The sequence below is a fragment of the Pedococcus sp. P2_A3 genome (assembly GCF_056405035.1).
On the sequence record NZ_JBFUCW010000004.1, the window covers coordinates 42,516 to 63,861 of the forward strand.

Consider the following 21,346-nt stretch of genomic DNA (forward strand, 5'->3'; position numbering starts at 1 on the left):
GTCAGCGCCTCCGCAGGGTCAGCCGGAGCAGCCCGTATGCCGCGTCGGTGCGGGTGGACGTGTCGGACGCCGAGCGCATGCGTCCGGTGATGTCGCCATCGAGGTCGCCGACGAGCACGAACCCGAAGTCGTGCGATCGCGCCAGGACCGCACGCACGTCGGCCGGCCCCAGGGCACCCTCGGCGCCGGGATGGCCGATGGGCAGGGTGACGCAGAGCAGACCGCCGGACTTGAGGGCCCACGAGGCCTGGCTCATCGCCTCGTCGATGTCGTCGGCGTCGCAGCCGCCCGGGTGCAGCCGCACGATCACGTCGAGTGACGCAGTGTCGACGTCAAGCACTTCCACGCTCGACCGGTGGCCGGTCAGCTCCAGCTCCACCGGCGCGAACCCGATCGCCCGCGCCCACCGCGACAGCGGCGACCGACTGCCCGACTCGTCGACGATGACGGCACTGCGGCGGCCGTCGTCGCGCACCCGGACGATGGCCGCAAGGGCCCCGAGGGCCGCCCACGCGGCGATCCCGTCGCTGCACCGCGGGAGGCCGAGGCTGCGGGCGAGGGCCTTGGCGTCGTCGGCGTCGTGGCCGTCGGCGAGGACGTCGGAGGCGCGCACCCACTCGGGCAGGTCGCTGCGGCGGAGCTCGACCTCGGGCCGTGAGGCAGCGACCACGGCGCGCACCGTGTTCGCCATCCGGTGCCGCAGGTGGCCAGCCACCGCGGCCGCACCGGTCGGCGCCTCGGCGTCATCATCCGCGTCGTCGTCGGGCTCTGCCGCCGGCTCCACTGCGGCCAGCGCCTCGATGGTGCCGACGTAGCGCGCCCACGGCCCCGACAGGTCGGGCGGGCGGACCTGCGCGCGGAGCTGGTCGGCCAGCCCCGGTTGCGCGAGCCGCCGCAGCGCGTCGACGAGGGCCGCCTTGTCGTTCGGGGTCACGAGGAGGCCGTCGACGCCGTCGCGCACCTGACCGCCGAACGTGCCGACGTCGGAGGCGAGCACGGGAAGCCCGTGCTGCTGGCCGAGCAGGGCGTTCTGGGACGCCGTGGCGCTGCGGTAGGTCAGGGCCAGCACGTCGTGCGAGGCCAACAGCGGAGCCAGCCGGTCCGCGGGCACGTACCCGCCGTGGACCTCGACGCGGTCGCGCAGGCGCGGGTCCTGGGCGAGCTCCTTGACGCGTTCGCCGCTGGACCCCCACATCTCCCCCGCGACGGTCAGGGTGGGGCCGGGCACCTCGGCCAGTGCCTCCATGAGCAGGTCGACGCCCTTGTAGTCGCGGACCATGCCCAGCGCGAGGAGCCGCGGCGGGCCGTCGTGCTCGACCCGGTCGACCGGCGCTCCCCCGGGCAGGTGGGGCGGCAGGTCGGTCACCGACACGCGGGGCGCCCCCAGCTCGTAGGCCAGCCTGGCCTGCTCGTCGCTGTGCACCAGCACGGAGTCGACCCGCTCGAGGAACTGCTTCATCAGCTCGCGGTCGCCCGGGTGCGTCTCGTGCGGCAGCACGTTGTGGGCGATGACCACGGTGCGCGGACCGGCGTGGGCGGTCCCTCGCTGGACCGAGCGGCGACCGACGCCGGCCGCCCGCAGGAGGGCGAGGTGGGCGGGCACGACGGCAGGGATGACGTGCACCACCACGACGACGTCGAAGCCGCGGAGCCGGCGGCCGGTGCGCACCCACGTGTCGGGCCTGGCCCAGCTGAGGGCGCGGACCGTGCGTGGGAACGGCTCCACGTCGGGCGCTCCCCCGGGCACGGCCTGCTCACCGGGGTAGAGCTTGGAGGGGTAGAGGTGCGACCACGACACCAGGGTCACGTCGTGACCGGCCTCGGCCAGCTCGTGGGCCAGGCTCGTGGTGTGCGCGGCCACGCCACCCTTGTACGGGTGGGTCGGACCGACGACCGCCACCTTGAGGGCCGCGCTGGGGCTCACCGGGCGCCCCCGGAACGCCGACCGCGCGTGCCCCCGCGGGCCGGGCACCCGGCATACCGGGGGGTACTCACACGCCGGTCCGGGAACGCACGACGAGGTCGGACAGCAACGCCAGCGAACCGATCATGATGCCGCTGACGATGAGCAGCACGGTGCTCGCCGGGAAGTAGAACGGGTGCCGCACCATGTCGACCACCGCCTTCAGGACGCCGATGACGATGAGCCACAGGGCCGGCGGCATGAGCACCTTGAGCGGGTCGAAGTACATGACCATCCGCAGGACCTGGAGGATGTAGCGGTAGGCGTCGCGGACGAAGTGGAACTTGCTCACGCCGGCCCGCTTGGCGTAGCTCGTCGGGACGTACTTGATGTCGTGCTGGTTGGAGAGGAACGCCAGCGTGATCGTGGTGACGCAGCTGAAGCCGGGGGGCAGCAGCCGCAGGTAGGGCAGCGACACCTCACGGCGAAAGGCACGCAGGCCGGAGTTGAGGTCGGGGATGGTCTGGTTGGTGAGCTTCTCCGCGATCTTGCGGATCAGCCACTTCGCCGGGACGCGCGCCCACTTGTGGGTGCCCTCCTCCGTGGTCCGCGCGCCGACGACCTGGTCGTACGACGGGTCGTCGCGCAGGATCCGCACCAGCTCGGGGATCCGCTCGTTCTCGTAGGTCATGTCGGCGTCGGTCCACACGACGATCTCGCCGTACGCCTGCTGGGTGCCGATCCGGCGGGCCGTGCCGCTGCCACCGTTGCGGCGGAAGGGCATCACGCGGAGGTTGGCGAAGTCGCGGCTGGCCTGCTGGAGCACCTCGAGGGTGTTGTCGGTCGACGCGTCGTCGATGCAGAGCACCTCGTAGGTGAACTCGCTGGAGTTCATCGCCGCCGTGATGCGGTCGATCTCCTGGAGCACGTGTTCACCCTCGTTGTAGCAGGGCAGGACGATGGTGACGTAGGGCTTGCCGTGACCCGGTTCGCCGGGCAGCGGCGCGGCGGCCGGCTCGACCGCCGGGAGGTATGCCGCGTCGGCCGGGTGGACCGGCGCCTGCGCGGCCGGGGCGATCGCCTCGGTCGCGGGCGACGACGCCTGCGGCGGGGGCGTCACGGGCCACGACGCCTGCGGGGGGTCGACGGGAATGCGCTCCGTGACGGGGGCGGCTGGGCCGGTGCTGGGGTGCTCGCTCATCTCGCGAGGAGCCTACCCGTCACCCCACCGCCCCGGAGTCACCCGCGCCGACCCCCCGGTCCCGACCCACCCCCGACCCACCCCCGACCCACCCCCGACCCACCCCCGACCCATCCCCGACCCACCCCCGACCCCCCGAGTCTTTGAGCGATCCGACGGGTCCTGGTCCGTCGGATCGCTCAAAGACTCGGGTCAGATGCAGCAGCCAGCCCGGCGGCAGCGCCTCGGCCGACCCGCCCAGCCCCGACCGGTCAGGATGGCGCCGACCTCGGCCGCGGTCCGGCAGGGGTCCAGGGCGACGTCGGCGAAGAAGACCCGCGTGGTGAGCCGGGCCGTCGTCAACAGCTGGCGGTCCCGGCGCCCGTCCCTGACCCGGTCAGCCCACCGCTCGTGCCCCAGCCGTCCGTCCACCTCCACGATGAGGCGTTGCTCGACGTACTCGTTGTCGTGCAGCCGGCTCCTGCCCACGTGCGAGGGCGCCTGGCGCACCGCAACGGGCAGACCGTGAGCTCGCTCCACGTCGCGGATGTAGAGGAGCTCAGCGGCGCTCTGGGCCCCGTCCTCGACGTCCATCAACGCAGACCGCAGGATCCGCGAGTGCTTGTGCCCTCCCCGCGCGGTCATCTCGTCGAGCAGCTCGCGCGCCGTCACGACCTCCTTCTGCACGGCCTTGGCCACGATCGCGAGCGCGTCGAGCGGGGTGCCGACCGACGCGACGTCGAGGACGGTTGCCTTCATGGTCGTCCGCCAGGGGAAGGCTCGGTCGTCGACGAGGTCGTCCCACCGCATCGACCGCCGGACGACGAGCCCCGGCTGGCGAGCCACCGACCGTCGCTGCGGCACCACCAGCTCGAGCACCGCCGGTGGGGTGGTCACCAGCCCCCAGGCGTGGGCCGCACTCGTCCCCCGCAACGCGGCGTCGGCGGCGCGGGCGCCGGACAGCGCGTACAGGAGCCCGGCCATGGCCGTGGTGTCCCAGTCCGAGCGCCCGGGCCGGGTCTGGAAGACCCCCTCGTGGACGCGCAGCCACCGCCCCGAGGTGACGCGCCATGCCAACGAGTCGAGCGACATACCCGCCTCGAGGCACTGGCGCCGCGTGAGCAGGTCGCACTGCGCACTCGCGAGCCCGCGCAGCATCCCCCAGTCGACCGGCACGGGACCACGGTGGCGCGAAACGGGGAGTCGGCCGACGAGTTGTCCACAGGTTCCGGCGTGGGGCCGACCGGGCCCGCGGGTCTTTGAGCGATCCGACGGGTCCTGGTCCGTCGGATCGCTCAAAGACTCGACGGTGGCGGGGTGAGACCCCGTCACCGTCGGGTCGGGCGGTGTGGAACGGTGGGGTCGTGGACACCCAACAGGTGCTTGAGCTGATGCAGACCGTCGCCGCGGAGGTCATCACGCCGCGGTTCCGCTCCCTGGCCGACGGGGAGGTGATGGAGAAGAACCCGGGCGACCTCGTCACGATCGCCGACCAGGAGTCCGAGGCCATCCTCACCCGCGAGCTGTCGGCAGCCTTCCCCGACGCGTTCGTCCTCGGCGAGGAGCTCACCTCGGCCGACCCGACCACCCTCGACCGCTACGTCGCGGCCGACCACGCCTTCACGGTCGACCCTGTCGACGGCACCAAGAACTTCGTCCACGGCTCCCCCGACCACGCCGTCATGGTGAGTGAGGTCGTGCGCGGGGAGACCGTCCGGGCCTGGATCTGGCAGCCGGAGCACGAGGTGGCGTGGGTCGCGGAGAAGGGCGCCGGCGTCTGGCGCAACGGCGAGCGCGTCGTCCGCGAACCGGTGGCCGACGGGGTGCCTCCGCACGGTGTCACCTCGATCTGGCCCCTGCGTGGGCACTCGCTGGGGTCGATGCCGGCACTGGTCGGGTCCTGGGTCTGCTGCGGGGTGGACTACCCGCGGCTGATGGAGGGCGCCACCGACTACATCCTCTACGCCCGCAACAGCCCGTGGGACCACTCCCCCGGCACGCTGATGGTCACCGAGGCCGGCGGTTTCGCGGGTCACACCGACGGAACGCCCTACTCACCAACGGTTCTCACGCCAGGCATCATCGTGGCCGCTGACCGCGGGACGTATGCCGCGGTGCGTCGCCACGCAGCCGACGCCTTCGCCAAGCGGGCCTGAGCCCGCACCCGGCCTAGGCTCGGGGCATGACCTCGAGGACCTGGGACCACACCGAGGTGGGGCGCGTCACCCGTCTCGTCGGCGACCCGGCAGCGGTCGGGGCGGCCGTGACCGCGGCCATCTGCGGCCACTGGGAGCACGAGGGGCCGTGCCGGTGGCAGCACTTCACCAGTCCGGAGGTCGCGGGGGACGAGGCCGTGGTCACGGTCTACTTCGACGCCCCCGTCGAGGAGGAACAGCAGGTGCGCGAGCTGATCCGGCGCGCCCTGGCCACGGGCTCGCTGGTCGGCCCCGACGGCACGACGACGACCTGGCAGCTCGCACCCTGACGTCAGGCAGCCGGCAGTCAGGCCCCAGCCCGGCAGCCCGGCAGCCCCGCAGTCAGCAGCCCCGCAGTCAGCAGCCCGGGAATCAGCAGCCCGGGAATCAGCCGAGACGGCCGAGGTAGACGCGGATCGGCAGCTCCACCAACGAGTTCGGCCGCCGCTCGAGCAGGCGGTCGTCCTCCCGGACGCGCGCATCCACCCCGACGACGGCGCTCGTGAGGCCGAGCCGAGCGAGCCCGTCCGGGGAGTCGGCCGCCACGAGCACCACGTGCCCTCCCCGCGCCTCCACCGACCGCTGGACCTGCTGGACCGCAGCCACCAGCCGGGTCGGGTCGTTGCGCAGTGCGGACGTGGTGGACAGCGCACTGACGCCGCAGTAGCCGCGGAGCACCTGGGGCCACTCGTTCGCGGCCCGTGAGTCGACCATGAGGGCGACGTCACCGGGCCGCATCGCGGCGCACAGCCGATCGACCGCGGCCCACTCCCCGAGCTCGACCCGCTCGTCGACGTGCGGGCGGGTGGCGAGCGCGGTGGGGACGAGCAGGGCGGCGGCGATCCCGACGCTCACGGCGACGTTCACGGCATACGGCAGGCGTCGGGTGGACCAGCGCGACACCACGGCGGCACACGCCACGGTGAGGACCACGACGGTGGGCAGCGCGATGACCAACCGGCGGTCGGCCCAGGGGTGGTCGGGGGTGATGCCGGGGCGGTAGAGGGTGAGGAGGGTGGAACCCACGGCGATCACGGCCGGCGCGCTCCACCCGGGCAGCTCCCTGCCGTCGACCCAGGCCGAGGCAGCGCGGTGGGCGAGCACGGCGGTGGCGACCAGGGCGAGCACCAGGGCCGCGGGGCCCACCCACCACGACATCCAGACCACGGTGTGCTCGGCATAGGTGCGCCCACCGTCGACCGTCAGGCCCTGGCGGGCCTGCAGCCCGGCCACCACGCGCGCGCCGGGGTCGGCGGCCGACTGGCGCACGACCTGCCACCACGGCCGGCTCGCGAGCACCAGGCCGACGAGCACCACCCCCGTGGCCAGCCCACGCGGGAGCCACGCCTGCACGATGGCCGGCATCCCCCACCCGCGTCGCGAGCCCCAGAGCAGGACCGCGCCGAGCAGGCAGGCCAGCGCGCCCAGCGCGACGAGCGGGAGGAGCGAGCCCGCGATGCTGCCGAGGTACTCGCTCGAGGTCAGCCAGGTGGTCCCGAGGGCGATCGCGGTCGAGACGGCGGTCGAGACGGCGAGGGCCTTGGCGTGCGTCTGGCGTTGCAGCGCAGCGAGCACGACCACCGGCACGACCAGGACCACCTCGCGCAGGGCGTCGACCCGGATGGTGACCGCGCCACCCATCAGCACCCCCGCCACGACGGCGGCACGGCGGGCCGACACGACATCGGTGAACGCAGCGCTGCGGGCGGCCAGCACGAGCGCCAGGAGCCCGGCGGCCAGCACCGGGAGCGACACGGGCTCGGAGTACGTCGAGCGGGCGACGTGCAGCAACGGGAACAGCAGACCCGTGCCCAGGGCTGCGAGCGGCCCCCACCTCGGGCCCACGACGGTGGCCGCGAGCAGCCCCACCCCGAGCACCGTGAGGCCGAACAGGATCGCCGGAGCCCAGGCCGTGCCAGCTGGCCCGGCGATCCACCAGGCCACCGAGTACCAGGCAGAGGCGCCGATCGGGAACTGCGGCTGGATGCTCGGGTGCTGCGCGGTGCCGGTGGCGTAGAAGGCCGGGCTCGCCAGGGTGATCCCGTCGATCGCCAGCACCTCCGGCCCGCCGACGGACTCGGGCGCGACGGCGATCGGTCGCTCGTGGCCGGTGGCCAGCTCGATCGCCGACTGCAGGTAGGAGCCGGAGTCGCGCCGGGGCAGCACCTGCTCCGAGTGCGTGGACCCGGCCCAGACGACGGCGCCGACCGCGAGCGCCACGAGCAGCGCCGCCGACCAGACGGGGAGGGCCCGCACGGGCACCAGCGCCGCCCCGAACCCGGCCACCACGGCCAGCACCAGCAGCACCGGCCCGGCGACCCAGGGCTGCCAGAGGCCGCCCAGCGAGAGGAGGGCCGCGGCGACCGAGCCGAGGACCAGCCACAGCGCAGACCAGGTGACCGTCCGCGTCACGAGCCAGCCGCCCCAGGCCTCACCCCTCAGCAGCGGGAGGTCGCCGGGGTCCGGGGCATAGGGGTAGCGGCGGGGCTCGCGGCTGCTCACAGACGGCAACGCTAGCGCCCCTAGAGTGGCCCCATGTCCACGCCGTCCGCCGTCCTCGCCGCGATGCTGCGATCGGACCCGGGTCGGCCCCGCGTCACGTTCTACGAGGACACGCCCGGCCCCACCCGCGGCGAGCGCATCGAGCTGAGCGCCAAGGTGCTCGCCAACTGGGTCAGCAAGGCCGCCAACGCGCTCCAGGAGGAGTGGGACGTCGCGCCCGCGTCACGGGTCCGGCTCGCCCTCCCGCCCCACTGGCGTTCCCTCTACTGGGCGCTCGCCGTCTGGTCCGTGGGCGCGACCGTCGTCCTCGACGACGGCGCCGCCGACCTCGTCGTCACCGACGATCCCGCGTCCGCCGCACCGGCCCCGACCCCGTCCGTCCTGGTCACGCTCGCCATGCTGGCGCGCGGCGCCGACGTCCCGGTGCCCGCCGGGGTGATGGACGAGGCCAAGGAGCTGGCGACGTATGCCGACCAGTTCAGCCCGTGGGAGGAGCCCACGACCAGCGACCTCGCCGTCACCGGCGCGGGCGCCGACGCGGCATACGGGGAGGTCGTCGCGGGACGCGACTGGCCGGCGGGCAGCCGCGTGCACACGCACGCCGATGACCTCGGCGCGGTGCTCGCGACCGCGCTCGCGGCGTGGTCGGTGGACGGGTCGCTCGTGCTGTCGCGTGGACCCGAGCCCGAGGGGGGCCGAGTCGACCGCCTCGCAGCCGAGGGCGTGACCGTCGAGGCCTGAGGCCCCTGGAGGCCCTTACGACTGGCGGCGACGCAGCTCTGCCTCGAGCGCCTGCCAGGTGAGGGTGGCGACGACGCCGGTGCTCGCGAGCTTGGCGCGGCCCTGGAGGGCCTTGACGGCAGTCGTGGTGCTGGCCCCGAAGACGCCATCGGCCTTGACTCCCAACGCCTTCTGCAAGACGGTCACGGCCGCACCCTTGGCGCCGACCTTGAGGACCGTGCCGTAGTAGGCCCGCAGTGGGTAGTCGCGGTTCTCGAGCGCCTGCCAGACCTTGGTGTCGGCGACACCGGTCTGGGCCAGCCCGTGCGCCTTCTGGAACGCCTGGACCGCGGCGGTCGTGCGCGCCCCGAACGCACCGTCCACGGCCACACCGCCCAGCGCCCGCTGCAGCGTCTTGACCGCGGTGCCGCGCGCGCCGGCCTTGAGCACGGTGGACATCAGCGCCGTGTAGGGCGTCGAGACCCGGGTCGTGCCGCGGGAGGCCGGCTCGGTCGCGCCGGTGCCGCCCGACAGGGCCGCCCAGGTGGTCGGGCCGACGATGCCGGTCGCGGGCAGGTTGTGCCGCGCCTGGAACGCCTTGACTGCGGCCTCGGTCTGCACGCCGAAGGCGCCGTCCGCGGTGATGCCGAGGGCCTTCTGCAAGGCGACGACGGCCGGGCCGGTGGCCCCCTTGGCCAGCGTCAGCTTCGCGTAGGCCGTGAGCGGGCTCGACGGGGTGGTCGTCGGCGGCTTGGCGGGGGTGACGGGCGGGGCAGGCGGCGTGGCCGGCGTCGCCGGGGTCGTGCCCCTCGGCGGCACCAGCTTGAGCGCGACCATCTTCGCCCACGTCGCGGGGTCGAGCTGACCGGTCACCTTGACGGCGTGCGCGGCCTGCCAGATGCGCAGTGCCGCGGCGGTCTTCGGCCCGAAGACACCATCGACCGTCACGCCGATGACCTTCTGCGCCAACGCCACATCAGGCCCGGTCGCGCCCTGGATCAGCAACGAGTAGACGGCTGACGGGGTCTGCGGCGGGGTCGTCGGGGTGGGCGTGGACGGCGCTGCGGGGCCGGGGCTCACCGTCGTGAGGGCCTTGCCGGTCCACCAGGAGGTGCGGCCGTAGGCACCGTCCCACGAGAAGGAGAAGTGGATGTGGTCGGTGTGCGGCACCGGCCCGGTGTACGGAGCCCAACCCCGCGCCGGGTCGTAGGCGCGCCACATCTTGTGGTTCCAGATGATGTACATGATCCCGAACCGGCGGGCCATGGCCCCGGGCCGACCCTGCGCGTCGGGCGCCGACAGCCACTGGGTCACCGAGTCGGCGATGGCCTTCTCGTTCGGCTTGTTCACGCTGAGCATCCAGTCCCACGCGCGACCCTCCGAGTGCTCGGTCAGCCCGCTGTTGCAGTTCCGGACGATCCCCCAGTCGGACGAGCCGACCTTGTAGTAGCCCGACATCAGCTTCGCGAACGCCACGACCCCGGGCTTGGCCTGCGGGTCGCACAGCCGCTGCGCCTGGTAGGGCGAGGCCACGTCGAGGGCCGACGGGAGCGCCTTGGTCGGGGGCTTGGGCAGGGTGGCCGCCTGCGCCGACGCCATCCCGACGGGGACGGTGAGCACAGGGATGGCCAGGACGCCGAAGGCACGCACGACACGCGACACGAGAACTCCACGGGGGGATGGCGCCTCGGATCCCGAGCCGCACGACGAGTAGGACACCGGCCCCAGGGGTCACTGGCGGAGCAGGCAGGACATTTGTCCCACCAGTTCACAGCCGTCACAAGGAGTTCTGCCGAACTACAACCACGGAATTCGCCTCTTCCTCCCCCGAACGGACTACGGCTACGGCGCGTGGGGGTTCGGAGCTGGCCCGAAGGGTCGTGGCGGGTCTGGCGGGAGCACGGAGCGAAGCGGAGTGCGGATGGTAGGCCCGAGGGCCAGCGCCGAAGCGCCGCGTGCCGCCCCGGCGCGGACCGGAGCCGGACCGCTCACTCGCTCATGTGGGGCGGGCACGCGGCATACCTCGGACTGTGGGGAGGGACCACGCAAGCTGCTGGCAGGGGTCCGGCTAGAGTCCACGCCATGGACAAAGTCGTCTCTACCGCGGCCGAAGCCATCGACGGCATCGTCGACGGCTCCTCCCTCTCGGTGGGCGGGTTCGGGCTCTGCGGCATCCCGAGCGTGCTCATCGCGGCGATCCACGACGCGGGGGTGAAGGACCTCGAGGCGATCAGCAACAACTGTGGCGTCGACGACTGGGGCCTGGGCATCCTGTTGAAGGACAAGCGGATCCGTCGCATGGTCTCGTCGTACGTCGGGGAGAACAAGGAGTTCGAGCGCCAGTACCTGTCGGGCGAGCTCGAGGTGGAGCTGACGCCGCAGGGCACGCTGGCCGAGCGGCTGCGCGCCGGCGGCAGCGGGATCCCCGCGTTCTACACCGTGACCGGGGCCGGCACCCAGGTGGCCGAGGGTGGGCTGCCCTGGCGGTATGCCGCGGACGGCACCGTCGCGAAGGCGTCACCGGCCAAGGAGGTCAAGGTCTTCGAGGTCGACGGCGCCGAGAAGGAGTTCGTGCTCGAGCGCGCGATCGTCGCCGACTTCGGGCTGGTCCGCGCCTGGAAGGGCGACCGGCACGGCAACCTGGTGTTCAACCAGAGCGCCCGCAACTTCAACCCGCTCGCGGCGATGGCCGGGCGGATCACGGTCGCCGAGGTCGAGGAGCTGGTCGAACCCGGTGAGCTCGACCCCGACCAGGTGCACCTGCCCGGCATCTACGTGCACCGGGTGCTGCCGCTGACCCCCGACCAGGCCAAGGACAAGCGCATCGAGCGCCGCACCGTGCGCCCCCGCCCCGACGCGGGCACCGCGACCCAGACCCAGGAGGCCTGAGATGGCACTGACCCGTGAGCAGATGGCCGCCCGCGCGGCCGCGGAGCTGTCCGACGGTTCCTACGTCAACCTCGGCATCGGGCTGCCGACGCTGGTCCCGAACTACGTGCCCGACGACGTCGAGATCGTGCTGCAGTCCGAGAACGGCATCCTCGGGGTCGGCGCCTACCCCGTGGACGGGGAAGAGGACCCAGACCTCATCAACGCGGGCAAGGAGACGGTCACGCTGCGCCGCGGCGCCTCGTTCTTCGACTCGGCCACGAGCTTCGGCATGATCCGCGGTGGCAAGGTCGACGCCGCGATCCTCGGCGCCATGCAGGTCTCGGCCAAGGGCGACATCGCGAACTGGATGATCCCCGGCAAGATGGTCAAGGGCATGGGCGGCGCGATGGACCTGGTCCACGGTGCCAAGAAGGTCATCGTCCTGATGGAGCACAACGCCAAGGACGGCTCGTACAAGATCGTCAACGAGTGCTCCTTGCCCTACACCGGCCGCGGGGTCGTGCAGCGGATCATCACCGACCTGTGCGTCTTCGACGTCACCCCCGACGGCCTGGTGCTGCGCGAGCTCGCCGACGGCGTCACCGAGGACGAGGTCCGCGACAGGACCGAGCCGGACTTCATCCCCGATCTGGGCTGAACCGACTGCTAGCCTGCCGCTGGCTGGCTCGGTGAGCAGTCCGTCGGACGCAGGCCAGCCGCTCCGAAGGGACACCGATGAGACGCTCCTGCGCAGCCGTGGCCGTGGCAGCCCTGTCCGTCGTCCTGGGGGCGGGGTTGGCGCAGGCGAGCGTCACCGCCCCGTCCACTGCAGCCGGCACCACCCCGGACGCCGGCGCCCGGCTGCGCACCACCGGTCTTTCGGTCGACCAGTCACGGCACCCGTCGGCCCGCACGGGCACCACGTCGTCGGCTCCTGCAGCCGCGGCCACGCCCCAGCCGCTCAGTGCCGTCCAGACCGCCCCGACCACGACGACCACCACGACCACCACGACCACCACGACCACCACGACAACCACGACCACCACGACCGTGTCCGAGATGACGAGCCTGTGCCCGGCGGGGCAGAAGCTCGGTCGGGAGTACGGCACCGAGAGCTTCGAGGCCGGCCTGCCAGTGCCCGACGCCTCGGTGGGCTGGACGCAGGCCACCGGCGGCACGGCGGCTGACGGCACCGCCTGGGCCAAGTCGGTCGTCCTGACCACCGAGCAGGACCCCGACCACTTCCTCTACGGGCTCGACGCCCCCATCCCGACCTCCGGCAAGGTGTACGCCTACTTCGCGTACCGCTCGAACGCCACCGGCGACAACGCCATCGTCGTGGTCGGCGACGAGGCCTTGAGCCTGCTGCCCGCCGCCAGCTGGACCTACGTGCTCCTCGACGTGAGCAGCCAGATCGGCTTCGACCCCGGCCACATGTACGTGGACTTCGACCACCGCGGCGCCGGCATCGCGAGCGACGAGACGTTCGAGGTCGACGACGTGGGCGCCTACAGCTGCGTCCCGATCCCCAATGCGGGCGTCCGCGGCGACTGGACCGGCGAGGGCACGGTCGACCTGCTCGCGACCACCAACGGCAACCTCTACCTCTACCCCGGTCTCGGCAACGGCACCATCGGCAGCAGCACGTTCGTCGGGAGTGGGTGGGGCGGGTTCACCTGGCTCGCCTCGCCGGGCGACGTCACCGGCGACCGCCGCACCGACCTGTTGGCGCGGGACGCGGCCGGCGCCCTGGTGCTGTATGCCGGTCGCGGCGACGGCGGCTTCTACTCGGGTCGGGCCATCGGCTCGGGGTGGAACATCATGACAGCCCTGGCCACCCCCGGCGACATGAACCTGGACGGTCACCCGGAGCTGCTGGCCCGGCGCTCGGACGGGACGCTGCACCTCTACACGTTCAGCTCGACGGGAGCGATCTCGCGGGTGAAGCAGATCGGGACCGGCTGGAACACGACCCGCCTCATCATCGGCCGCGGCGACCTCAACGGGGACCGTCGGGGTGACCTGCTCGGCGTGCGCACCGACGGCACGCTCTGGGCCTACCTGACGTCGTCCTCGCTCACCTTCGGCAAGGCCACCCTGGTCGGGTCGGGCTGGGGCGCCATGGACCTCGTCAGCAGTCCCGGTGACATGAACAAGGACGGCTACGGCGACCTCGTGGCGCGGCGCGCCTCGGACGGTGCGCTGTTCTTCTACCCGGGTCGCGCGGCCGGCACGTTCGGGCACTCGCAGCTGGTGGGCTCGGGCTGGGCCTCGATGACGAACATCCTCTAGCCCCGACGCCACGCCTGACGAGTCGAGGGCCTGAGCCGGGCCCAGAGCCCCGCCTCAGGCCCTCGACTCGATCAGCCCGTCAGGGCAGACCGTCAGGGCAGACCGTCAGGGCAGGACCGTCAGGCCCGTCCAGCCGGAGCCGATCTGGCTCTTGGTCCCGAACCCTCCGGTGCCGGTCCCGCGGTACAGCCACAGCCGACCGCCGGAGTCCCGGGCCAGCACGTCGGCGCGGCCGTCACCGCTGAAGTCACCGGCGCTCCCGACGAAGGTGAACCCGCTCCACCCGACGCCGACGCGCAAGGCCGAGTGGAAGCCGCCGGCGCCATTGCCGGCGTAGAGCCACAGGTTGCCGGACCCGTCCCGGCCGAGCACGTCGGCGCGGCCGTCGCCGGTGAAGTCGCCGGGGCTGAAGATCGCGGTGAAGCCCGACCAGCCGGTGCCGACCTGGCTGACCCCCAGCACCTCCGCCTGGCCGTTGCCGCGGACCAGCCACAGGGTGCCGTCGGGCTTGCGCGCGAGGAGGTCACTGGCCCGGTCACCGTCGAAGTCGCCGATCGGGGTGATCAGGTCGTAGACCCCCCACCCCGCGCCGAGCTTGCTGCCGGTGGTGAACTTGCCGCCCCCCAGCCCGTGGTACCAGCGGAGCTGACCGGTGGAATCGACGCTCATCAGGTCACCGATCGCGTCGCTGTCCCACGTGCCTGCCCCGAAGACCAGCGGGATCCCCGACCAGCCGCTGGCGAAGGCGCTGATGGGCCGTCCGAACGCCCCGGTCCCCGTGCCGGGGTAGACCCGGAGCTCACCGGTGCCGGGAATGATGGCGACGACGTCGGCGCGGCCGTCGCCGGTGACGTCGCGCGGGAACGACGGAGCCGAGACCCGGGCAGCGGTGGTGCGCCACAGGCTGGACTGCAGGCCGAGCGCGGAGCGGAAGGACTCACCGGACACGGTCACCGAGCCGGCGGATCCCGCCAGGACCAGCTGCGTCGTCCGCCCGCCGAAGGCGCCCCGACCGTCGCGGCTGGTGACGGTGAGGGAGGTGAGCTGGCCGATCGAGGGCCAGGTGGCTTCCAGCGTGGACACGGCCAGGGACTTCGTCCACGAGTACGTGTCGTAGGGGTCGGGGTGCGCGCTCAGGTAGGCGAAGCTCCCGGCCACCGAGTAGCCGCCGTTCGACGCGCTGAACTGGGTGAACGCCGCGGCTCCCCCGGAGGTCACGATCATGCCCGCCGTGGCCGCGATGGCGGCGTCGGCCGCCGCTGCCTCGGACTCCACCGGCATGAACACCTGGCACGCGGTGGTGTCACAGGTGTCGTACGCGCGGCCGGCGGGTACGTGCAGGCGCTCGTACTCGGCATACGTCCGGGCTGCGACGGACTGGGCGCGCACCGCCTCGGGCGCCCACGACGCGGGCATCTCGTTGGGCACCACCCCGCGCAGGTAGCTCTCGGTGGGCAGCGCGTCGACGATGGTCCGGGTGGCGGTGGACGTGTTGCTGGACCGCACGTGGCGCAGCTCGCCGCGGTAGGTCGACCAGCCCGACCCGACGACGCGGCGGACCGTCGTGCCTGGGTTGTCGAAGGCCACCGTGGTGGCCGTCGCCGGTGACTTGAGGTAGTTGCGGAAGCCGGTCTCCCCGACATACCGGAACCGCAGCCACCAGCCTGCGTTGGCCGGGGTGGCATCGGAGTAGTAGGCGACGTCCCAGGCGGAGACGGCGCGCGTGACGCCTGAACGGGTGACCTGGGCGGGGAGCGCCGTCCACGCTGCCGGGGTGCCCGTGCGGTCGAGGTTGACCCGAAGTCCGGTGTCGCTCAGGACCGACAGCGCAGACAGCCCACGCAGCTGCACCCTCATCAGGGGGTTGCCGTTGTTGGCCGTCGAGGTGCCGGGGTAGTAGAACGCCATGATCTGGGCCCACGACAGGCCGGCCTCGGCCGCTCCCTTGGCGCCGTACTGGGACATGCCGATGCCGTGCCCGAACCCGCGGCCCTGCAAGGCATAGGTGCCCGAGGACGGGCGCGGGTAGACCTCGGACGCCGAGGCCGCTGGGGCCACCACCACGCCGACCGCGCCGACCGCCAGGCAGGCACCGAACGCGGCCCAGCGACGTGCTCTCCTACCCGTCCCCAGCCAGCTCATCTCCGACTCCTCCACGTCACACGCCATCACGGACAACTCGCCCGACTATGACAGACGGTATGCCGCTTTCCGGGCATTGAGGGGCGTCGTCACCGAGGCGCAACGTCCCGTCCGGGACGACTCAGCCGGTGTAGACCTGCACGTCGCCGAGTCCGCTCGCGGCGGTGGACCACCGCACGGCACCCACGGTGGGGCCGACCCGGCCGAGCCACGCCTGGCCGTCGCGGTCCACGGCGAGCAGGTCGACGCGGGTGTCCCAGTTGGCGTCACCGACCCCGACCACCGCGGTGAAGGGCGACCAGTCGCCGGCCACCGCGACCCAGCCCCGGAAGCCACCAGCACCCGAACCCCGGTAGATCCGGGCGGTCCCGTCGTCGGCCACGGCGAGCAGGTCGGGCGCGCCATCGGCGTCCCAGTCGCCGATGCCGCTGAGGAGGCGCATCCCGCCCCATCCGGTGCCCACGACGACCGAGCGCCCGAAACCACCGGCTCCGTTGCCCGGGTAGAGCCGCAGGCTGTTGTCCGAGGCGACCCGCGCCAGGAGGTCGGGGCGGCCGTCGCCGTTCCAGTCGCCGGGGGCCACGATGGCGCTCATCGCGCCCCACCCGCTGCCGATCGTCCGCCCGGAGAGCATGCCGCCGCTGCCGTTGGCCGGGTAGAGCCGCAGCTCCCCCGCGGCGGTCGTGCGGGCGATGAGGTCCGCGGCTCCGTCACCGGTGAGGTCGCCGGCCACGTGGACCTGGTCGACGCCTGCCCACGAACCGCTCCCGAGCGTCTTGGGCTGGTCGAGGGTGCCCCGGTTGTTCGTCGGGTAGAGGAGCAGGTCCTGGTGGGCGTTCGTGGCCATGACGTCGGCGTGGTTCTGGTTGTCGAGGTCGCGGTTGAGGCTCAGCGACGGAAGGCCCGCGAGCTGCGCGACCGCGGACGCGCGGATCGCGGGCACCTGCGCGTAGAGGTAGCGACCGGGGCAAGCGGTCGACACCGCGTCGCGGTGGCCGGAGACCGCATTGACCACGCGGGTGCCGAGGTTGGCCTTCTTCGAGGGGTCGAAGGCGTGGATCTGGGCCTTCCAGGCCACCAGCCGCTTGATCGCCGTGACCATGGTGGTGGGCGGCGCGACCGTGTCGTAGTTACCGATGGCCGAGACGCCGAACGAGTACGAGTTGACGCCGGCGGTGTGCGCCCCGATCACGGGCAGCGTGATCCCGCCGTACCGCCCCTCCCAGGTGCGACCGAACCGGTCGACCAGGAAGTTGTAACCGATGTCGCTCCAGCCGCGACCCTGCACGTGGAAGGCGTAGATCCCCCGGATCAGGCTCGGCACCTGGGCGCTCGTGTAGCCGTTCGCGTCGACGGTGTGGTGGACGAACGCCGCCTTGACCGCTCCGTAGGACGGGCCCGCGGGGTCGCGGAGCGACTCGTCCGCCCCCCACTGCGCCCTGGTGTAGATCACCGGCGTCGTGACGGCGGCAGAGGCACTGCCGGGCCGTTGCACCCCGACCTGGCTGTCGGCGTTCGACCGTCCCGGGTCGACGACCGTGAGCTCGGCGTCCGCAGGCGTCGGGGTGGGGGATGCAGCGAGCACCCGCATCTGGAGGTGGTCGGCCCCCGTGACGACGAGGGGTTCGGTGCCGTCCCGGGCGGTGCGCGCTTCTGCGGTGCCGGGATCGGGCGCGTGGTCGTCGTGCGAGTCCAACGGCCGCCACGCCCCCCAGGTGCCGTGCAGGGCGGTGCGGAACTCGACCTGCACGGTGCTCCCACCGCTCCCCCGGCGCCACGTCACCCCCGCCACGCTCAGCCCGGCTGGCACCTCGACCGGTGCCGACGCGAGCACCGCCCTCGGCGAAGCGGCGCCGGGCGCGGTGCGTGCGCCCGACGATCCCGACGAGCCCGGGGCGGGCTCGGAGCCCTTGACCGCCGCCAGGGGCACGGTCCTGGTGTGCGGGGCGACCGGCGACGGGGACGCGCTGGAGCCTGCAGTCGGCAGGACGAGGGTGACCCCCGTCGGGAGGGCTGCGACCAGCAGGAGGGTCAGGATCCGGCGTGGGGAAGGCATGGAGGAAGACCCTCACGGTGGGGGACGGGACACCCCACGGTGCAACAGAGAGTCCCCCTTGTCCACCTTTGCGGCGCGTGTTCCGTCAATCCGGGCAAACAGGCCCTTCCCGGACGACCCGACCCGACCTGCCGCACGCGACCCCTCGGCTGCGACCGGACCGTCAGCTGCCGCGCAGGTGGAGCGTGTCACGCAGCACCGCACCACTGCGACGCCCGTCATGCAGCTCCCGGACGAACGACGGTCCACGGCTCGCCAGGGCTCGCGCGGCATCGCGGTCGGCCAGGACCGACCGCAGGACCTCGACCAGGGTGTCTGCGGTGGCCTCCAGGACCGGGAGGTCACCGCCGACGGCCTCCCGGCAGCCTTCGGGCACGTGGCTGACGACCAGGCGCCCCCCGGCCATCGCCTCGGCGGCGAGGACGCCGTAGGTGCCGATGCTGAACTGGTCGACCACGATGTCGGCCTCGCGGATGGTGCGGTGGACCTCGTCGTGCGACACGGCGTCGAGGCGCCGGTAGTCGACCAGCCCCTCCCCGGTGAGGACCTGCATCGCCCGCTCGACGTGCTCGGAGCCCTTGAGCGCCGCGCGGCTGGGGACGTGCACGACCACCGGTCGCTCACGCTCCAGGACGGGCGCCGGGCTGGCCCACGCGTCGACGTCGACCACGACCGGGAGCAGGATCGCGCCGGGCACCTCGTCGAGCAGGTCGGGCGTCGAGACGAAGACGGGACCGTCGAAGGCCGCGACCAGCGGATGGAGGGCGTCCCACTTCTGCTGGAGCCGGGCCGTGAGGGACTCGCCCGGGTCACGGAAGGGCGACCAGGCAGAGCGTTCGGCGTGCCGACGCGGGTTGCGGATCTCCGAGCCGTGCATCACCAGGGCGACCGAGAGGCCGGCAGCCCGCAGGAACGCCGCGTCGCCGGTGAAGTCCCGACCGCGGCCGAGCCCGAACAGCGGTCGTCCCGCCTCCAGCAGGACGTGGGTCCAGGTGTCGAGCACCCGCTCCTCGAGCTCCGCTGCCCACCGCAGGTCCCGTGCGTAGCGGTCGGCCGGCACACTCAGGTCGGCGTCGAAGACCATCGCCGAGCTGCGCTCCACGGCCACCACCTCGGCCCGCAGTCCGGGGACGACCCGCTCGGCGGCCCGAGCCCACTCCCACGCCTGACCGGCCATGTTGGCCGGTCCGATCCCCAGGACGGACGGCCCGCTGGCGGCGGGTGCCGGGGTCTCGACGACGTGGGTGGTCGGCACCGGCTCGACCGCCGTGCCGAGCGGAGGCAGATCCAGCAGCCGGGCGTACGCATCGGCCATCCCGGCCCGGTCGTCCGCGACGACGAAGGCCGCCGTGCCGGCGAACTCGCGCTCCAGCGAGCGGTAGGCCGCGGCTCTGCGCGACGAGTCGTCGCGGCTACCCTGCAGATCGGTCTCCGGGAAGCGCTCGTACACCCAGCTGCCCTGACCACCGCCGGCCAGTCGGCGGGCGACCGCCCGAGCGGCCGAGCCGGAGGCGGCCGCGCCGTGGGCGTGGATGACGTCCCACTCCAGGCGGTCCAGCACCGGTCCGACGGCGAGCTCGAAGTCGTCCAGCTCGGGAAGCACGCGCCGCCAGGGAGCCGCCACGGCCGTGCCGCCGGCGAGGCGGTCGAGCCGCTGCCAGGCCGCGCGTTCGGCGTCACCGAGGCGCCGGCCGGCATACCCGAGGGCGCGCAGGCGCAGCAGGCCGAGCCGGGCGACCGTGCTGCGCACGGAGGACGCGGTGCCCGCTCCCGTCGCGGCCTCCTCGGTGCGCAACCGGGCGCGCAGCTCCAGGGCCCGACGGGCGGCGGGGTCGGGGGCGAAGCCCAGGCGGCTGCGGCGACGGGCCTGCCGCCGTCGTCGGGCGCCGGCCACGGTCTGCGCGACCGGCACCCGCACCTGCTGGACGGAGGCGCCGTGGTCGCCGGTGTCGCCGGCGTCGCCGGAGGACAGCGTCGACTCCAGCCGCACCGAGCCTGCGGCGGGCCGGACGAGGGTCACCGCGAGGCCCGACCGGGCCAGGGCGAAGGCAGTGCTGGCCGCGCCCCCCGCGGTGGGGGCAGCGTCGTCACTGAGCACGACGACGCGCGGCGCGCCGTCCGTGCCCCCGGCGGGAGTGCCGGCCTGCTCCGTCACTAGTGCTGCGGGTCCGTCGGGGCGATGCCGACCGTGCGGTGCACGACGCCCGGCCAGTCTGCGGCGGTGGTGATGCGTCGACCGTCGACCAGCGTGCGCAACCCCGGGAGGTCGCGGGGCGACAAGGCGCGGTAGGCCGCATGGTCGGTCTGGATCACTGCGGCGTCCACCGCCTCGCCCAGGTGGTACACGCGGAAGCCGAGCTTCTCGATCTCCTCGTCGGAGTAGAGCGGGTCGTGCACCACGGGGACGGCCCCCGCCGCCTCCAGCGCCGCGACGGCGGCGAAGACGCCCGAGAAGGCCGACTCCTTGACCCCACCGCGATAGCTCACGCCGAGCACGGCCACCGTGGCACCGGTCAGGTCACCGTGGGCCCCGGCCAGCAGGCCGATCGTGTATGCCGGCATGCCGGCGTTCGCCTCGCGGGCGGCACGGACGACCGTGGCCTCGGGGTCGGTGTGGAGGTAGAGCCGCGGGTAGATCGGGATGCAGTGACCGCCGACCGCGATCCCCGGTCGGTGGATGTGGCTGTACGGCTGGGAGTTGCTCGCCTCGATGACCTGGTAGATGTCGATCCCCTGGGTCGCGGCGAACCGGGCGAACTGGTTCGCCAGTCCGATGTTCACGTCGCGGTAGGTCGTCTCGGCCAGCTTGGCGAGCTCTGCTGCCTCGGCGGACCCGAGGTCCCACACGCCGTTGGGTCGCTCGAGGTCCGGCCGCTCGTCGAACTCGAGGACTGCCTCGTAGAACTCGACGGCGCGCTTCGCGCCATGCTCGGAGAGCCCCCCGACGAGCTTCGGGTACTTGCGCAGGTCGGCGAAGACGCGTCCGGTCAGCACCCGCTCGGGGCTGAACACGACGTCGAAGTCCTTGCCCTCCACCAGGCCGGAGCCGGACTCGAGCATGGGAGCCCACCGGTCCCGCGTCGTCCCCACGGGGAGCGTGGTCTCGTAGGTGACGAGGGTGCCCGGCTGGAGGCTGGCCGCGATGCTGCGCGTGGCCGAGTCCATCCACCCGAAGTCAGGGATGCCGTCACCGTCGACGAAGAGCGGCACGACGACGACGACCGCGTCGGCACCGGGCACGGCCTCGGCGTAGTCGGTGGTCGCGCGGAGCCGGCCGGCCGGGACCACCTCGGAGATCTTGGCCTGCAGGTCCGCCTCGCCCGGGAACGGCTCCTGCGCGGCGTTCAGCGCATCGACGGTGGCCTGGTTGACGTCGACGCCCACGACCTCGTGGCCCATGGTGGCGAACTGCACGGCCAGGGGCAGTCCGATCTTGCCCAGGGCAACGACACAGATCTTCACGAGCGGTCCTTCTCGGTGGGGTG

The 21,346-nt window shown here is 73.1% G+C and carries 15 protein-coding genes; 6 read left to right on the plus strand and 9 right to left on the minus strand.

The genetic code is table 11. The annotated features are described in order from the left end of the window. Position 1: 1 nt before the first annotated feature. The 3 genes from AC1DX8_RS04555 to AC1DX8_RS04565 all read right to left on the minus strand — a co-directional run bounded on the left by AC1DX8_RS04555 (position 2) and on the right by AC1DX8_RS04565 (position 4,259). Positions 2 to 1,924 (minus strand): glycosyltransferase, encoded by a 1,923-nt coding sequence (locus AC1DX8_RS04555; RefSeq protein WP_477628725.1) that lies wholly within the window; start codon positions 1,922 to 1,924, stop codon positions 2 to 4. Between the two features lie 67 nt (positions 1,925 to 1,991). Continuing rightward, entirely contained in the window at positions 1,992 to 3,104 is a 1,113-nt protein-coding gene (locus AC1DX8_RS04560) for a glycosyltransferase family 2 protein (protein WP_477628726.1), read from the minus strand. A gap of 192 nt (positions 3,105 to 3,296) precedes the next feature. Then, complete coding sequence (locus tag AC1DX8_RS04565; RefSeq protein WP_477628727.1) at positions 3,297 to 4,259, minus strand: hypothetical protein; 963 nt, start codon at positions 4,257 to 4,259, stop codon at positions 3,297 to 3,299. 188 nt (positions 4,260 to 4,447) lie between these two features. Here AC1DX8_RS04565 and AC1DX8_RS04570 point away from each other — a divergent pair, with 188 nt between their 5' ends. Together AC1DX8_RS04570 and AC1DX8_RS04575 are read left to right on the plus strand one after the other, a co-directional pair. Beyond that, a complete protein-coding gene (locus AC1DX8_RS04570; protein WP_477628728.1) occupies positions 4,448 to 5,239 on the plus strand; it encodes an inositol monophosphatase family protein in 792 nt (263 codons plus the stop codon). A gap of 26 nt (positions 5,240 to 5,265) precedes the next feature. Next, positions 5,266 to 5,568 carry a hypothetical protein gene (locus AC1DX8_RS04575; protein ID WP_477628729.1) on the plus strand — a complete coding sequence of 101 codons (303 nt, stop codon included), beginning with the start codon at positions 5,266 to 5,268 and terminating at the stop codon, positions 5,566 to 5,568. A gap of 97 nt (positions 5,569 to 5,665) precedes the next feature. Here the strand turns inward: AC1DX8_RS04575 and AC1DX8_RS04580 are convergent, their stop codons facing one another. Further along, positions 5,666 to 7,780 (minus strand): hypothetical protein, encoded by a 2,115-nt coding sequence (locus AC1DX8_RS04580; RefSeq protein WP_477628730.1) that lies wholly within the window; start codon positions 7,778 to 7,780, stop codon positions 5,666 to 5,668. 33 nt (positions 7,781 to 7,813) lie between these two features. Here AC1DX8_RS04580 and AC1DX8_RS04585 point away from each other — a divergent pair, with 33 nt between their 5' ends. Further along, entirely contained in the window at positions 7,814 to 8,521 is a 708-nt protein-coding gene (locus AC1DX8_RS04585; protein ID WP_477628731.1) for a TIGR03089 family protein, read from the plus strand. Between the two features lie 15 nt (positions 8,522 to 8,536). On the opposite strand, the gene AC1DX8_RS04590 is transcribed toward AC1DX8_RS04585, so the two are convergent. Then, positions 8,537 to 10,162, minus strand: coding sequence for a peptidoglycan-binding domain-containing protein (locus tag AC1DX8_RS04590; RefSeq protein ID WP_477628732.1), 1,626 nt, complete (start codon positions 10,160 to 10,162; stop codon positions 8,537 to 8,539). Positions 10,163 to 10,582: 420 nt separating this feature from the next. On the opposite strand from AC1DX8_RS04590, the gene AC1DX8_RS04595 reads away from it, so the two are divergent. From AC1DX8_RS04595 to AC1DX8_RS04605, 3 genes are all read left to right on the plus strand, one after another. Then, a complete protein-coding gene (locus AC1DX8_RS04595) occupies positions 10,583 to 11,389 on the plus strand; it encodes a CoA transferase subunit A (protein WP_477628733.1) in 807 nt (268 codons plus the stop codon). Position 11,390: 1 nt separating this feature from the next. Then, positions 11,391 to 12,029, plus strand: a complete 639-nt coding sequence (locus AC1DX8_RS04600) for a CoA transferase subunit B (protein WP_477628734.1) — start codon at positions 11,391 to 11,393, stop codon at positions 12,027 to 12,029. Between the two features lie 77 nt (positions 12,030 to 12,106). Further along, positions 12,107 to 13,663 (plus strand): FG-GAP repeat domain-containing protein, encoded by a 1,557-nt coding sequence (locus AC1DX8_RS04605; RefSeq protein WP_477628736.1) that lies wholly within the window; start codon positions 12,107 to 12,109, stop codon positions 13,661 to 13,663. Positions 13,664 to 13,768: 105 nt separating this feature from the next. Here the strand turns inward: AC1DX8_RS04605 and AC1DX8_RS04610 are convergent, their stop codons facing one another. From AC1DX8_RS04610 to AC1DX8_RS04625, 4 genes are all read right to left on the minus strand, one after another. Then, positions 13,769 to 15,805 (minus strand): SpoIID/LytB domain-containing protein, encoded by a 2,037-nt coding sequence (locus tag AC1DX8_RS04610; RefSeq protein ID WP_477628737.1) that lies wholly within the window; start codon positions 15,803 to 15,805, stop codon positions 13,769 to 13,771. A gap of 121 nt (positions 15,806 to 15,926) precedes the next feature. Continuing rightward, positions 15,927 to 17,861: an FG-GAP-like repeat-containing protein gene (locus tag AC1DX8_RS04615; RefSeq protein WP_477628738.1), complete on the minus strand. Its 1,935-nt coding sequence runs from the start codon at positions 17,859 to 17,861 to the stop codon at positions 15,927 to 15,929. 163 nt (positions 17,862 to 18,024) lie between these two features. Beyond that, positions 18,025 to 20,016 (minus strand): hypothetical protein, encoded by a 1,992-nt coding sequence (locus tag AC1DX8_RS04620; RefSeq protein ID WP_477628739.1) that lies wholly within the window; start codon positions 20,014 to 20,016, stop codon positions 18,025 to 18,027. Then, positions 20,016 to 21,323 (minus strand): nucleotide sugar dehydrogenase, encoded by a 1,308-nt coding sequence (locus tag AC1DX8_RS04625; protein WP_477628740.1) that lies wholly within the window; start codon positions 21,321 to 21,323, stop codon positions 20,016 to 20,018. Before AC1DX8_RS04625 ends, AC1DX8_RS04620 begins: the two co-directional genes overlap by 1 nt. Positions 21,324 to 21,346 lie beyond the last annotated feature (23 nt).

Bases quoted from the DNA above. Each gene is read 5' to 3' on its own strand.
- AC1DX8_RS04560 (WP_477628726.1), bottom strand. From the start codon at position 3,104: ATGAGCGAGCACCCCAGCACCGGCCCAGCCGCCCCCGTCACGGAGCGC.
- AC1DX8_RS04575 (WP_477628729.1), top strand. From the start codon at position 5,266: ATGACCTCGAGGACCTGGGACCACACCGAGGTGGGGCGCGTCACCCGT.
- AC1DX8_RS04585 (WP_477628731.1), top strand. From the start codon at position 7,814: ATGTCCACGCCGTCCGCCGTCCTCGCCGCGATGCTGCGATCGGACCCG.
- AC1DX8_RS04595 (WP_477628733.1), top strand. From the start codon at position 10,583: ATGGACAAAGTCGTCTCTACCGCGGCCGAAGCCATCGACGGCATCGTC.
- AC1DX8_RS04600 (WP_477628734.1), top strand. From the start codon at position 11,391: ATGGCACTGACCCGTGAGCAGATGGCCGCCCGCGCGGCCGCGGAGCTG.
- AC1DX8_RS04605 (WP_477628736.1), top strand. From the start codon at position 12,107: ATGAGACGCTCCTGCGCAGCCGTGGCCGTGGCAGCCCTGTCCGTCGTC.
- AC1DX8_RS04610 (WP_477628737.1), bottom strand. From the start codon at position 15,805: ATGAGCTGGCTGGGGACGGGTAGGAGAGCACGTCGCTGGGCCGCGTTC.
- AC1DX8_RS04615 (WP_477628738.1), bottom strand. From the start codon at position 17,861: ATGCCTTCCCCACGCCGGATCCTGACCCTCCTGCTGGTCGCAGCCCTC.